This is a genomic window from Serratia sp. JSRIV004, assembly GCF_019968705.1.
Lineage (GTDB): Bacteria > Pseudomonadota > Gammaproteobacteria > Enterobacterales > Enterobacteriaceae > Chania > Chania fonticola_B.
The window spans coordinates 2293489-2308956 of record NZ_CP074140.1 but is presented as its reverse complement, the minus strand read 5'-3'; the positions used below and the strand labels follow the sequence as shown (position 1 = coordinate 2308956).

At 55.5% G+C, this 15468-nt stretch carries 9 protein-coding genes; 1 reads left to right on the top strand and 8 read right to left on the bottom strand.

The window, feature by feature from the left end; genetic code table 11:
• Position 1: 1 nt before the first annotated feature.
• The 8 genes from KGP21_RS11015 to lrp form a co-directional block, all read right to left on the bottom strand.
• The gene (locus KGP21_RS11015) at positions 2-619 is read right to left on the bottom strand and encodes a DMSO/selenate family reductase complex B subunit (protein ID WP_021804936.1); all 618 of its coding nucleotides are present in this window, start codon (positions 617-619) and stop codon (positions 2-4) included.
• 10 nt (positions 620-629) lie between these two features.
• The gene (dmsA, locus tag KGP21_RS11010) at positions 630-3080 is read right to left on the bottom strand and encodes a dimethylsulfoxide reductase subunit A (protein WP_223538167.1); all 2451 of its coding nucleotides are present in this window, start codon (positions 3078-3080) and stop codon (positions 630-632) included.
• Between the two features lie 211 nt (positions 3081-3291).
• Complete coding sequence (ynfE, locus tag KGP21_RS11005) at positions 3292-5742, bottom strand: selenate/tellurate reductase subunit YnfE (protein ID WP_094982383.1); 2451 nt, start codon at positions 5740-5742, stop codon at positions 3292-3294.
• A gap of 261 nt (positions 5743-6003) precedes the next feature.
• Positions 6004-7296 carry a serine--tRNA ligase gene (gene serS / locus KGP21_RS11000; RefSeq protein WP_021804939.1) on the bottom strand — a complete coding sequence of 431 codons (1293 nt, stop codon included), beginning with the start codon at positions 7294-7296 and terminating at the stop codon, positions 6004-6006.
• 108 nt (positions 7297-7404) lie between these two features.
• Positions 7405-8748, bottom strand: coding sequence for a replication-associated recombination protein A (locus KGP21_RS10995; protein ID WP_059200383.1), 1344 nt, complete (start codon positions 8746-8748; stop codon positions 7405-7407).
• A gap of 7 nt (positions 8749-8755) precedes the next feature.
• Entirely contained in the window at positions 8756-9367 is a 612-nt protein-coding gene (gene lolA / locus KGP21_RS10990; protein ID WP_223538164.1) for an outer membrane lipoprotein chaperone LolA, read from the bottom strand.
• Between the two features lie 185 nt (positions 9368-9552).
• Positions 9553-13020 (bottom strand): DNA translocase FtsK 4TM domain-containing protein, encoded by a 3468-nt coding sequence (locus KGP21_RS10985; protein ID WP_223538161.1) that lies wholly within the window; start codon positions 13018-13020, stop codon positions 9553-9555.
• A gap of 120 nt (positions 13021-13140) precedes the next feature.
• On the bottom strand, positions 13141-13635 hold the full coding sequence (gene lrp / locus KGP21_RS10980) for a leucine-responsive transcriptional regulator Lrp (protein ID WP_021804943.1): 495 nt from the start codon (positions 13633-13635) through the stop codon (positions 13141-13143).
• A gap of 697 nt (positions 13636-14332) precedes the next feature.
• On the opposite strand from lrp, the gene trxB reads away from it, so the two are divergent.
• The gene (trxB, locus tag KGP21_RS10975) at positions 14333-15304 is read left to right on the top strand and encodes a thioredoxin-disulfide reductase (protein WP_115159636.1); all 972 of its coding nucleotides are present in this window, start codon (positions 14333-14335) and stop codon (positions 15302-15304) included.
• Positions 15305-15468: the final 164 nt, after the last annotated feature.

Here is a 15468-nt window from a genome sequence, read left to right as displayed (position 1 = left end):
TTTAAACCTCCTTCGGATTAGCCAGATGGCCGGTAGTGTCACCACTCGGGCGGCTGTTGGCGTTAGGTTTCAGTACGATGCACGGTTTGGTGAAATGCGCGGCCGGTAACGGTGCCACTTGCGCCAGGGTGCCATGTTGTTTACGCAGTTCGTCGATCGGGCCAAAGTCCAGGGCACGCAGCGGGCAGGACTCGACACAAATCGGCTTTTGGCCAACGGCGACGCGTTCGTAGCAGCCATCGCACTTGGTCATGTGGCCTTTCGCTTCGTTGTACTGCGGTGCGCCGTATGGGCAAGCCATATGGCAGTAGCGGCAACCGATACATATCTCTTCGTTCACCACCACAAAGCCGTCTTCCCGCTTGTGCATGGCGCCACTTGGGCACACTTTGGTACAGGCCGGGTCTTCGCAGTGGTTACAGGCGATCGACAAGTAATAGGCAAACACGTTCTGGTGCCAGCTATCGCCGTCCTGCTGCCAGTCGCCCCCGGCATACTCATAGATGCGGCGGAAGCTGACGTCCGGGGTCAGGTTTTTATAGTCTTTGCAGGCCAGCTCGCAGGTTTTGCAGCCGGTGCAACGACTTGAATCAATGTAGAATCCATATTGCGTAGTCATCAGCTACTCCTTAAAGTTTGGCGACCTGGACCAGATTGGTGTGAGAAGGATTGCCCTTGGCCAGCGGCGACGGGCGCTGGGTGGTCAAGACGTTGATACTGCCAGCATGATCGATACGGCTACCATCTGGCGCATACCATGCTCCTTCGCCCATTGCTACCACGCCCGGCAACATGCGCGGCGTCACCTTGGCATTAATACGTACCTCACCCCGATCGTTGTAAATACGGATCAGGTCTCCGTTGGCTATGCCGCGGGATTGCGCATCAATCGGGTTGATCCACATTTCCTGGCGGCAAGCGGCCTTCAGCACGTCGACGTTGCCGTAGGTAGAGTGGGTTCTGGCCTTGTAGTGGAAACCGGTCATCTGCAATGGATATTTGCCGCTTAACGGATCGTCGAGGCTTTCGAAACCGGCCGCATACACCGGCAGCGGATCGATAACGTCGTCCTTGGATAATTCCCAAGTCGCTGCCAGCTCTGCCAATTGGGCAGAATAGATCTCGATCTTGCCTGAAGGCGTTTTCAGTGGATTAGCCTGCGGATCGGCCCGGAATGCTTTGTAAGCCACATGGTGACCATCGGGATCGCGCTGCTTGAAGATCCCTTGCTTGAGGAACTGTTCAAACTCCGGTAGCGCCGGAATGGCTTCGCGGGATTGCTGATAAAGGTGACGCAGCCACTCTTCCTGAGTCCGCCCCTCGGTGAAGGCCTGCTCAACCCCCATACGCCGGGCGATCTCGCTGATCATTTCATAAATGTTCTTACATTCAAACTGCGGCTTGATCGCCTGATCGGCGAAGATGACGTAGCCCATATTGCCGCTTGAGGCATCCAGGCAAAAGTCCATCTGCTCAGAGGCGGTGCAATCTGGCAGCACCAGATCGGCATATTTCGCCGACGAGGTCATGTGGTTATCGATTACCACGATCATCTCGCACTTCTTCTCGTCTTGCAGAATGTCATGGGTACGGTTGATTTCTGAGTGCTGGTTGATCAGACAGTTACTGGCATAGTTCCAGATAAACTTGATCGGCACGTCCAACTTGTCCTTGCCCTGCACGCCGTCACGCTTGGCGGTCATTTCCGGCCCACGCAGAATGGCATCGGTCCACATAAACATGGAGATGCTGGTTTTAACCGGATTCTCCAAGGTCGGCATCCGAACAAACGGCAGGCCGTAGGAGCCTTCGCGCGCCCCCGTGTTACCGCCATGGATCCCGACGTTACCGGTGAGGATCGGCAACATGGCGATGGCGCGTGAGGTCAATTCACCGTTGGCATGGCGTTGCGGCCCCCAACCTTGGGAAATGAACGCCGGTTTGGTACTGCCAATTTCGCGCGCCAGTTTGACGATGCGATCGGCCGGGATACCGGTAATTTTTGAGGCCCAGACAGGCGTTTTCTCAATGCCGTCTTCACCTTGGCCCAGGATATAGGCCTTATAGTGCCCATTAGCTGGAGCCCCCGCAGGTAAGGTTTTTTCGTCGTAACCCACGCAGTATTTATCCAGGAACGGCTGATCGACCAAGTTCTCGCTGATTAACACATGCGCCAACCCGGCAACCAGTGCCGCATCGGTGCCAGGGCGAATAGGGATCCACTCGTCTTCCCTACCGGCAGCGGTATCGGTGTAGCGCGGATCGATCACAATCATGCGCGCATTCGAACGCTCACGCGCCTGCTCCAGCAGGTAGGTGACCCCACCGCCGCTCATGCGGGTTTCGCCTGGGTTATTGCCGAACAGCACCACCAGCTTGCTGTTTTCGATGTCCGTCGGGCTGTTACCGTCCGCCCAACCGCCATAGGTATAATTCAGCCCCATGGCGATCTGCGCGGTGCTGTAGTCACCATAGTGGTTCAGATAGCCGCCGCAACAGTTCATCAGACGCGCGATCAACGTAGAGCCCGGTGGCCAAGAGCGGGTTATTGTGCCCCCCAAGGTGCCGGTACCGTAGTTCAAATAGATGGCTTCATTGCCATAGTCTTTGATGATGCGCTTCATGTTGTCAGCGATCAGCGTGTAGGCTTCATCCCAGCTTATCTGCTTGAATTTTCCTTCGCCCCGCTTGCCCACGCGGAGCATGGGGTACTTCAGGCGGTCCGGGTTATACACGCGGCGGCGCATTGAGCGCCCACGCAGGCAGGCACGAACCTGATGCAACTCTTGGTACTCATCGTTGCCAGTATTATCAGTTTCGACATATTTGATCATACCGTCGACCACATGCATCCGCAGGGGACAACGGCTACCGCAGTTTACCGTACAAGCACTCCACACCACTTTTTCTTCGGGTTTGGCAAGGGCGGATGTCGGAGAGGTTTCAGCGTTGGCACGACGGCTGAAAGGCAGGGAAACGCCACCAACGGCAAGGGCAAGCCCGCCAATGGCACTATTTTTGACCAGCTTTCGTCTGGAACACTGAAAGCCGGTTAGAGGTTTTTTGGGGGACTCGCTCATAATATTTCGCTCTGGGTTGCTTCAATCAGCCAGCGGTATGGCTACAGGAAAATCTGCAATCAACTACGCAGATCGGTTTTAAAATGGCAGGTAATGGTTTTTTTATTTTGACCTGCTCTAGGTGGAACTATCCTCCTAAATAGGTAGTTCCACCTTGTTCACAATCAATAAATAGTTGATATCACTGCCATTGTTGATAATGATTATTATTTCATACCTTTTCGATCTCGATCAGATTGGTGTGCTGCGGGTTACCTTTCGCCAGCGGCGATGGCCGGTGGGTGGTGAGCGTATTCATGCAGGCACCGTGATCGATACGATCGCCGTTCATGTTGGCCTGATGCCAGGCTCCTTGCCCCATAGCTACCACGCCTGGCATGATGCGCGGTGTCACCTTGGCGGCCACGCGAACTTCGCCACGGCCATTGAATACCCGCACCGTTTCGCCGCTGGCAATGCCGCGCTGGCTGGCATCCAGCGGGTTAATCCAGACTTCCTGCGGGCAAGCCGCCTGCAGCACATCGATATTGCCGTAGCTGGAGTGGGTCCGGGCCTTATAGTGGAAACCGAACATTTGCAGCGGGTAGGTGTTACGCAACGGATCATCCCAACCTTCAAAGGTTGAGGCGTAGACCGGCAGCGGGCTGATGGTCTCGTCCTTCTCCAGCTCCCAACTGTTGGCGATCTCTGCCAACTTGGCAGAATAGATCTCGATCTTGCCTGAAGGCGTTTTCAACGGGTTAGCTACGGGATCGTCACGGAATTTTTTATAGGCCACAAAGTGCCCATTCGGGTCTTTACGCTTGTAAATCCCCATGCTGCGCAAGGCTTCATAGGAAGGTAGCTGCGGGTCCTTCGCCAGCATTTTGGCGTACAGGTATTGCAGCCACTGCTCCTGGGTGCGCCCTTCGGTAAATTTTTGGTGTACCTCAGGCCCAAGGCGACGCGCCACCTCGCTCATCACTTCATAGATAGGTTTACGCTCAAACTTGGCAGAAGTGGCCGGCTGGATAAAAATCAGGTAGCCCATATTGCCGGCATAATCGTTCGGGATGATGTCCTCCTGCTCGACCGTCATCAGATCCGGCAGCAAAATATCGGCGTATTTCGCCGAAGAGGTCATAAAGTTTTCCAGCACCACGATCATTTCACACTGGGAGTCATCCTGCAGAATGTCGTGGGTTTTGTTGATATCGGAGTGCTGGTTGGTAATGGTGTTACCGGCATAGTTCCAGATGAACTTGATCGGCACGTCCAACTTGTCTTTGCCGCGTACCCCATCACGTTTGGCGGTCATTTCCGGGCCACGGGCGATGGCATCGGTCCAACTGAAGCAGGAAATCTGCGTTTTTACCGGATTTTCCAGCACCGGCATCCGCTCTATGGTGATGGTATAGGTTGATTCACGCGCACCGCTGTTACCGCCGTTAATCCCTACGTTGCCGGTCAGGATAGGTAGCATGGCAATGGCCCGCGAGGTGAGCTCACCATTTGCCTGGCGCTGTGGCCCCCAACCTTGAGAGATATAGGCCGGTTTGGCACTGCCAATCTCACGTGCCAGCTTGATGATACGCTCGGCCGGAATGCCGGTGATCTGCGATGCCCACTGTGGGGTCTTCTCAACGCCGTCCTCGCCCTGCCCCAGGATATAGGCCTTATAGTGGCCGTTGGCAGGTGCACCGGCGGGTAAGGTTTTTTCATCGTAACCCACGCAGTAATTATCCAGGAACGGTTGGTCGACCAAATCCTCGCTGATCAACACATGCGCCAATCCGGCGACCAGTGCAGCATCTGTACCAGGCCGGATCGGGATCCACTCATCTTCCCGCCCAGCAGCCGTATCCGTATAACGCGGATCGATGACGATCATGCGCGCGTTTGAACGTTCCCGTGCCTGCTCCAGAAAGTAGGTGATACCACCGCCACTCATGCGGGTTTCCGCCGGATTGTTGCCGAACAGCACCACCAGCTTACTGTTTTCGATATCAGAGGTGCTGTTACCTTCATTGCTGCCGTAGGTATAAGGCATGGCACAGGCGATCTGGGCGGTACTGTAGGTGCCATAGTGGCTGAGAAAACCGCCGTAACAGTTCATCAGGCGGGCGACCAGCGAGGCATAGGGTGAAGAACGGGTAATATTGCCGCCGACAATGCCGGAGGTGTAGTTGATGTAAACCGCTTCATTGCCGTATTTGGCGACGATACGTTGCAGGTTGGCGGCAATTTCGCTGTAAGCCTCTTCCCAACTGATGCGTTTGAATTTGCCTTCGCCACGTTTGCCGACGCGTTTCATCGGGTAATTCAGTCGTTCCGGATGGTTCATGCGCCGCCGTATGGAGCGGCCACGCAGACAGGCACGCACCTGGTGGTTGCCGTAAACATCATCGCCCGTGTTGTCGGTTTCCACCCAGTAAACTTCATCATCGCGCACGTGCAGCCGCAAGGCGCATCGACTGCCACAGTTAACCGAGCAAGCTCCCCACACCACTTTATCCTGCGGCACGGGTTGTACCGCGGTGCCGACCGTTTCTGCCACGGCATGACGGCTAAAAGGCAACGAAAAACCGCCAGCAGCCAGGGTCAAACCCGCTACCGTGCCGGATTTCATTAGCGTACGGCGGCTGATACCGTTGGATGATGTTGCAGATTTTTGCTTCGACATAGCTCACTCCAGGTCTTGCCCGAACAACGGGAAAAGTCATGCCTTGGTCGGCAGAGACAGGAGGAAGCTGAATTAGTGCTGGGTGGTTTGATGTGGAAAAATAATTCCCCCTCCATAGGTAAGGATATTACTCACAAGGAGGTAAGAAACTTTGTCTGCTATCAATAAATGGTGCTTTCATTCGTAAATAAAAAACATTCATACAAAAAAAGCGCCCGTAGGCGCTTTCGATACACTATTTCGTTACCACCGTGAGGTGGGTTAACCGATATATTCCAGGCCGCCCATGTAAGGGCGCAATGCTTCTGGCACCTGAATACGGCCATCTGCCTGCTGGTAGTTTTCCAGCACGGCAACCAGAGTACGGCCTACGGCCAAACCAGAGCCGTTCAGCGTGTGCACCAGGCGTGGCTTCTTCTCGGTCTTGCTGCGGCAACGAGCCTGCATACGACGAGCCTGGAAATCTCCCATATTGGAGCAGGAAGAGATCTCGCGATAGGTGTTCTGCGCAGGCAGCCACACTTCCAGATCGTAGGTTTTACAGGAACCAAAACCGATATCACCGGTGCACAGCAGCACTTTACGATATGGCAGGTTCAGCAGCTGCAGCACTTTCTCCGCATGGCCGGTCAACTCTTCCAGCGCATTCATCGAGTCTTCTGGGCGCACGATCTGGACCATTTCGACCTTGTCGAACTGGTGCATACGGATCAGGCCACGGGTGTCACGCCCGTAAGAACCGGCTTCTGAACGGAAGCATGGTGTATGCGCGGTCATCTTCAGTGGCAGATCTTCTTCATCGAGGATCTCGTCACGCACCAGGTTGGTGACTGGCACTTCCGCAGTTGGGATCAGCGCATAGTTGCTGCTTTCTGATTCCTCTTCCAGCGGTTTGGTATGGAACAGATCTTCACCAAACTTCGGCAACTGGCCAGTCCCGTACAGCGTGGCATGGTTCACCAGATAGGGCACGTAGGTTTCCAGATAACCGTGTTGTTCCGTGTGCAGATCCAGCATGAACTGGGCCAACGCACGGTGCATACGAGCCATTTGACCTTTCATTACCACAAAGCGCGCACCGGTCAGTTTCACCGCTGCGGCAAAGTCCAGCCCACCGGCCATTTCGCCCAGCTCAACGTGATCGCGTACCGGGAAATCGTACTGACGCGGCTCGCCCCAGCGGCAGATTTCCAGGTTTTCGCTATCGTCTTTACCATCCGGCACCGCATCGTCCGGCACGTTCGGCATCACCAACGCGTAATCACGGATCTCGTTCTGCAGCTTATCCAGTGCGGCCTTGGCAGCATCCAGCTTGTCACCCAGTTCGTTCACTTCGCGACGCAGTGGCTCGATATCTTCACCGCGCGCTTTGGCCGCGCCGATGGATTTCGATCGGGAGTTACGTTCTGCCTGCAGTGTTTCAGTTTCTACCTGCAGAACCTTACGGCGCTCTTCTTGCGAACGCAGCAGATCCAGATCGAGTTTAAAGCCTCTGCGAGCCAGTTTTACGGCGACTGCGTCTAGCTCATTACGCAGCAGATTGGGATCGAGCATGCTAATCCTGTGCTTGTTGTTATTGAAAGAGAAATTGTGTTTTATGCCGCAACGGTATAGCCGCATAAAAGAAGTGTGATACCCGCTAACCTTACCGCAACGGCAACGCTAGCGGTAGCGTTTTGTCTGGCTATTTTGATCCTGCTCAGCCAGCCATGCCAACTTTTCACCGATTTTGCCTTCCAGCCCGCGCGAGGTTGGATGATAGTAGCGCGTGGTGGCCATTTCTGCCGGGAAATAGCTCTCTCCGGCCGCGTAGGCGTTGGGTTCGTCATGGGCATAGCGGTATTCTGCGCCCAGACCCATTTCTTTCATCAGCTTGGTCGGTGCGTTACGCAGATGCTCCGGCACGTCATAGTCCGCCATCTCTTTGGCATCACGCATGGCGGCTTTAAAAGCGGTATAGACGGCGTTGCTTTTTGGCGCACAGGCCAGATAAACGATCGCCTGTGCGATGGCGCGTTCCCCTTCCGCGGGGCCAACGCGGGTGAAGCAATCCCAGGCGGCAATGGCCACCTGCATTCCGCGTGGATCGGCGTTGCCAACGTCTTCAGAGGCAATGGCCAACAGGCGGCGCGCCACATATAGAGGATCGCCACCAGCAGTAATAATACGTGCATACCAGTACAAGGCGGCATCCGGTGCCGAGCCACGCACGGATTTATGCAGCGCTGAAATCAGATCGTAATAGCGATCGCCTTTGTTATCGAAGCGCGCGCTGCGTTCACCGGAGACCTCTTTGAGCAGCTCCGGGGTTAATACCCGCATGCCTTTGCCGTCGATTTCCGCCATATCGGCCATCATCTCCAGGCTGTTCAAGGCGCGGCGGGCATCGCCACCCACCAGTTCTGACAGCATGCGCTTGGTTTCCGGCGGCAGCGCGATGTTTTGATCGCCAAAACCTCGTGCCTTGTCTTCCATGGCCTGATCCAGCACTTGGCCGATGTCGTCCGCCGTCAGCGCTTTGAGCAGATAGACCCGCGCGCGTGACAGCAACGCCGAGTTCAGCTCAAAGGAGGGGTTTTCCGTGGTGGCGCCGATGAAGGTAATGGTGCCGTCTTCGATATGTGGCAGGAAGGCATCCTGCTGGCTTTTATTGAAGCGGTGGACTTCGTCAACAAACAGGATGGTACGGCGGCCTGCATCGCGGTTTTGCCGGGCGCGCTCGATAGCTTCGCGGATCTCCTTGATGCCGGAGGTTACCGCTGAGATGCGCTCAACATCGGCCCGGCCATAGCGGCCAATCAACTCTGCCAGCGTCGTTTTCCCGGTTCCCGGCGGCCCCCACAGGATCATAGAGTGCAACTGCCCAGCCTCGATGGCGCGTGGCAACGGCTTGCCCGGGGCCAGCAAATGCTGCTGGCCAATGTATTGTGCCAACGTGGTTGGCCGCATACGCGCGGCCAGTGGCTGGAACTCATTATGGGAAAAATCGAGTGACATGTTGCTCACGTAGACCTCACTGGCGCTGGTCGTCCAGCGTCACCCCCTTCGGTGGGGTAAATTTGAATTTGGCAGCATCAACGCTGCTGCTCTGCTGGCTCTTCAACTGATAAGCGCTACGCTGGCCATCTTGCTCAACCGCAGCAAAGCTCTTGATGGTGCCGCTATTGGTCACGGTGATGGCAAACTGCTTCAGATTACCGCTGCTGGCCTTTGGCGTCAGTTCGAAATCATCGCCCTTCTGCTTCACGTTGTATTTTTTCCAGTCGTTAGCATCGTTACGGGTGATCAGCATAAAGGGCGTATTGCCAGTGGCGTTCTTCAGCCAGGTGGCCGTCACCTGCTCGACGAACGGGTTGTAGAACCACAGGGTCTCGCCGTCCGAAACCAGCACGCTCTCATCCGGCGAGGTCATGTGCCAGTTAAACAGATTGGGGCGTTTTACCCATAATTCGCCTTCCCCTTGCTGCACAGCAGCGCCGTCACTACTGGTGACAGTTTGGGAGAAGCTGGCATGGAAACTGTTTACTTTCGCCAGACGACTTTGCAAATCTTGCGCAGCATCCGCCAACACGGAAGTAGACGCGAATCCCGAAAGCAGACAACAGGCCATCAACAGTTTTTTCATTATTTCAGCTACCTTATGAAATGCGTTTACCGCAAGCTGGGTCAATATAACCCTGAACACCTCCACTCTACCCGAAGCGCTCGGCCGACAGCCAGAGCACGATTCCGATAAAGCAGGGGTTTACGCTTCTTTGCACAAGGGCCGCAAAGCGGCCCTTTTATGATGGTTACAGCGCCTGATGGCAATCAATCATGCCGTGGCGGGGCAAGCACCTCACGGTTACCGTTATGCCCCTGCTCGCTGACAATGCCCTGCGCTTCCATCTGTTCGATGATACGCGCGGCGCGGTTGTAGCCGATGCGGAACTGACGCTGTACACCGGAAATCGAGGCGCGGCGTTTATCCACCACAAACTCGACCGCCTGATCGAACAGCGGATCCAGCTCTTCGTCACCGTCCAGACCACCGCCTGCGCCACCCTCACCGTCTTCACCGGCGCTGAGAATACCCTCTTTATACTGCGGCCGCTCACGCGCTTTCCAGTCTTTGACCACGGCATGAACTTCCTGATCGCGGACAAACGCCCCGTGCACACGCACCGGTATTGAAGAATTCGGTGCCAGATACAGCATGTCACCCATCCCCAGCAAGGATTCCGCTCCGCCCTGATCGAGAATGGTGCGGGAGTCGATCTTGCTCGATACGGTAAAGGCGATACGCGTCGGGATGTTGGCCTTGATCAAACCGGTGATCACGTCCACCGAAGGACGCTGGGTTGCCAGCACCAGGTGGATCCCCGCAGCACGCGCTTTCTGTGCCAGACGAGCGATCAGCTCTTCAACCTTTTTGCCCACCGTCATGATCAGATCGGCAAATTCATCCACCATCACCACGATGTACGGCTCTTTTTCCAACACCGGCGGCGTGATATCCATGCTGTCGCTTGGCTTCCAGAACGGATCCGGGATTGGCCGCCCCATCGCCTCGGCCTGATCGACCCGCTCGTTGTAGCCTGCCAGGTTACGAACTCCCAGGGCAGACATCAGCTTATAGCGGCGCTCCATCTCTGCCACGCACCAACGCAATGCATTGGCGGCGTCTTTCATGTCGGTAACCACATCGGTCAGCAGGTGTGGGATGCCTTCGTAGACCGACAGTTCCAGCATTTTCGGATCGATCATGATAAAGCGCACTTCTTTCGGCGTGGCCTTATACAGGATACTGAGGATCATGGCGTTGACCCCAACCGACTTACCGGAACCGGTGGTACCGGCCACCAGCAGATGCGGCATTTTACCCAGATCGGCGACCACTGGCTGACCCGCGATATCTTTACCCAATACGATCGCCAGAGGCGATGGGTTGTCGCGGAAGGCTGGGCAATCCAGCACTTCGCGCAGATACACGGTTTGCCGTTTGACGTTCGGCAGTTCCAGGCCGACGTATGGCTTACCCGGGATCACCTCCACCACACGCACGGCGGAAGTTGACAATGAGCGGGCCAGATCGCGCGACAGGTTGGAGATACGCGCGGCCTTGACGCCAGGAGCCAAATCCAGTTCGAAGCGGGTAATGACCGGACCAGGCAGAATATCGACCACGTCGGCCTTGACGCGGTAATCCGCCAGGCTGGCTTCCACCAGCCGCGCTTTCTGTTCCAGCGCAAAGGTATCGACCGGTTCGACCTCTTTCGGGGCCTCGGTCAATAGATCCAGCGTTGGCAGTGGCGTAGTCGGTTTCTGCAGCGGCATATCATTACGCATCAGGAATGGATGGATCAGGCTGTCCATCGCTGGTGCTGGCGGTTGCTGCTGAACGGGTGGCTGATAAGTCTGTTGCGGCTGGTAACCAGGCGCAGGGTTAGTTTGCGGACGCGGCGCCTGATAAGCGGGCACCTCAGGCTCAAACTGCCCGAACGGCACGTCGTCTTCCAACTCGCTTTCCAGCTCGATGCTATCCTCAAGCTGTGGCGACAAGGTAAACAGCGGCTCGGTTGGTCCGTCATCCACCAGATCCGCCATCGGTGAGAAACTGTAGGCCTGGCGGGTATCCACCGGGCGAGTTACCGGAGCTGGTTCTGGTTCAGGCTGCGGTTCTTCTACGCCATAGCGAGCCTGTTGCTGCGCGGCAAATGCCTGACCGAGTTCGGCCTCACGCTGCGCATCTTCGTCATCTTGTTGTTCTTGCGAATACTCTTCGCCATAGCGCTGGCTTTGCTGTTCGGCAAAGGCTTGACGCAATGCAGCTTCTTGCAGGACTTCATCTTCTTCCTGCGGGTTGCTGAACGGTTCTGGCTGAGGTTCATCCCCACGGTTGCGCTGCTCCTGCTCCGCGATCCGCTGCGAAGGCAGCTTGATGCCGTAGGAGGCCAGCTCACGCCGGGTTGGAATACGCACCGGATTTGGCCGTGGCAGTTCCGGGCCGATGCCCTGCTTGATCTGCGAGCTCGCATCACTGGTGGCTGTAAACGCAGGCATGAAGGTGTTGTTCACCGCGCCAGCGGTTGCTGTGGCTGCGGCAACCGCCGCTGGCTTCACTACCTCTCTGGCGCTGAAACCCGTTGAGCCAATAACATCGTCGCTATCCCGCTGAGCCGCAGAGAAATCAAACGGTGACGGCTCTGGTTTTGGCGTAACGGGGGTCTGCCAGTCACCCAGGCGCGGCTCATGTTCCTCACGATAAGGCTCCGTTACGCGCGTCGTTCTCGGTGCCGGTGTCTCTTCAGGCAGTTCAAACGAATACAGCGGCGGCGTGTCTTGTGGCTGCGCAGGGGTTAATGGATGCTGATTGATGGAAGCAGGCGCTGTCGGGGCAACGGTGACCGGAGCCTGAACGGCCGCTTTCGGCATTACCGGGATATCAGTAACGACCGGCGCTGGCTCGGCAAGCGGGAGGTCATCATCGCTGGCACGCAACCCACTTAATAAAGGATCTGCGGCATCTTGCGCTGCTTCTTCGGCGGTTTCGGTCACGGAAGAGGCAGAGAACAACGCGTCGTCCTCATCTACTGCCAGAGCAGCAGGTGCCACAGGTTGGCCGCTTTCTTCGCGATCGTCGAACACGACATCGTCATCGTCGTGATAGCGGTCTTCACGGCGTGAACGGTTAGTCATAAAGGTAGCGGCGCCCAGCACGACACCACCAATTTTTTCCGCAATCACCAGCCATGACCAACCGGTGAACAGCGTCAGCCCCACTGCCCAAATGCCGAGCAGCGCCAAAGTGGCGCCAATGCCGTTAAACCACGGCAACATGGCATTGCTTAGCAGGCTGCCAATCACCCCGCCGGAAGCGAAGTAATAGAGATCGTCAACGTTCAACGCCGCCAGGCCACACGAGGTGAGCACCAGCGCCAATGTGCCGATCAAACGTAACGAGAGCCCAAAGAAATCGACGTAATCGCCGTTATCGCGCCGACGGTAACCAGACAGGCACAACACCAGCATAATCGGTGGGATCGCATAGGCAAGGACCCCAAAGGTGAAGAACAACGTGTCGGCCAACCATGCGCCTACCCCGCCGCCCAGATTGTGGATAGGCTCATGCCAGGCAGTTTGCGACCAACTAGGATCGGAAGGATTGAAACTGACCAATGCAGCCATAAGGTAAACGGCAAAAATTGCCACCACGATCAACACAGCCTCGAGCAAACGTCGCCCACTGCTGAGTTTTTTCAGGGTAACTTCTTTATCTTCTGTGTATTCCTGGCTCAAGAAAGGCACTCCAGGTTCCTGTTGACGGATAGAGTAACGGCGCCGAGAAGTTTCCCCGGCGCCAAAACTGTATGAATAAACAGGAGTGTAACGAATTTAATCAGGTTTTGCACCTGCACCTTACCGTGTTTTGATAACCAGACGGTTACTCTGTTTGACTTCTTCCATCACGACGTAAGTACGGGTGTCATTCACCCCCGGTAAACGCAACAGAGTTTCGCCCAACAGCTTACGATAAGCTGACATATCTGGTACACGGGTTTTCAACAGATAGTCGAAATCACCGGAAACCAGATGACACTCCTGAATTTCTTCAAGTTTTTGTACCGCAGAGTTGAATTGCTCAAACACATCCGGCGCACCGCGGTTCAACGTGATTTCCACGAAGACCAGCAGGGAAGCGTCCAGATAATGCGGGTTAAGCAATGCGGTATACCCATGAATGAAGCCTTGACGCTCAAGACGGCGCACACGCTCCAAACAAGGGGTTGGGGATAACCCCACGCGCTTTGAAAGTTCGACGTTCGAAATGCGCCCATCCTTCTGCAACTCATTAAGGATGTTGCGATCGATACGGTCGAGATCTTTACCCGGGCGTTTTTTAGTATCTACCATTATTATTGTCTCTCTTATGTTCTTCCCTGCACTTGCCACACCCTAGCCAACGTCAATGTGCAAGGATTTGTTCCAAGCGAAGACCCGATGCCAGTGTTTAGCGGTTCATCCCCCTGAGGGAACAGGATACGTAATACCAACCGCCCTTGTGCTTCGTCACTCTTTGTCACTACCATCTTCCGCCGTTGCCCAGCCTGTCTGTCACCTCTGGGCAACGAATTCAAATGATTTACGTTCAGAAATCCATCAACCCCGTCAGGGCAAACCCTCCCTCACCCGTCGCGCCCCGACAATATTCTGCCTGGGTGGCGAAAATGCCTACGATTTGCAGCTGTCACGGGGTTAATTTCTTCTTCCAATGATGTTTTCGCAAATGCGCAGCGGATTGTCAAAGTAAAAGAACTAAAATCAGTAGAACGTACCGCCAGCAAAACTGAGCACCTGATTTTTTATTAGGAATTTCCCCTACCCGAAACCGGGTAGTTGCCCACATAAACCCGACAAAAAACGCATTTTTAACCCATTGCTGTACAAAATTATTGCTGCTGTTACCTCTCCCAGCCCAAGGATAAAATCGCGGCTAATAGGCGCTGATTATCAAACAAATCGGTAACAACATCCCCTGGCGCTTTTTTTACTGCCGTATTTTCCCTACAATCGGTTTCATTGTCCGCCATTGTGGGAAACGAGGTTATTCATGGGCACGGCTAAACATAGCAAATTATTGATCCTGGGCTCTGGCCCGGCTGGCTACACCGCAGCGGTTTATGCAGCACGCGCGAACCTGAACCCGGTATTGATCACCGGTATGGAGCAAGGCGGTCAGCTGACCACCACCACCGAAGTCGAGAACTGGCCAGGCGATGCCGAAGGCTTGACCGGCCCGGCGCTGATGGAGCGGATGCGTGAGCACGCAGAAAAGTTCGACACCCAGATCGTGTTTGACCATATCAACAGTGTCGATCTGCAGAACCGTCCTTTCCGCCTGTTGGGTGATAGCGGCGAATATACCTGCGATGCCTTGATTATCGCTACTGGCGCATCGGCCCGTTATTTAGGCCTGCCATCGGAAGAAGCTTTCAAGGGCAAAGGGGTCTCCGCCTGTGCCACCTGCGATGGTTTCTTCTATCGCAACCAGAAGGTCGCCGTAGTCGGTGGTGGCAACACCGCCGTGGAAGAAGCGCTGTATCTGTCAAACATCGCCTCTGAGGTTCACCTGGTGCACCGCCGCGACACTTTCCGCAGCGAAAAGATCCTGATCAATCGCCTGATGGAAAAAGTGAAGAACGGCAACATCATCCTGCATACGGACTGCACGCTGGACGAAGTGTTGGGCGATCAGATGGGCGTCACCGGGATGCGCTTACGCAGCACCAAGGACGAAGAGCAAACCAAAGAGTTAGAGCTTGCCGGCGTATTTATCGCGATCGGTCACAGCCCGAACACCGCGATCTTTGGCGGGCAGCTTGAGCTGGAAAACGGCTATATCAAGGTGCAGTCCGGTATTCACGGCAACGCGACCCAGACCTCCATTCCGGGCGTATTTGCCGCAGGTGACGTCATGGATCACATTTACCGCCAGGCGATCACCTCAGCCGGAACGGGCTGTATGGCCGCACTGGATGCCGAACGCTATCTCGACGGTATCGCACAGGCCGAAGTTAAGTAAGCCCTCATCAGCAATGATAGCGAGGCGGCCTGTTGGCCGCCTTATTTCTATCCCCCGCCCCTGAAAGTTCAAAACAACCCCCTCCACGCTAAAAACGTGACTGTTGCCCAAGTGATGAAAGGGATATTTAGTTCACGTCTACCGAGTGACGAGGTAACATTAGC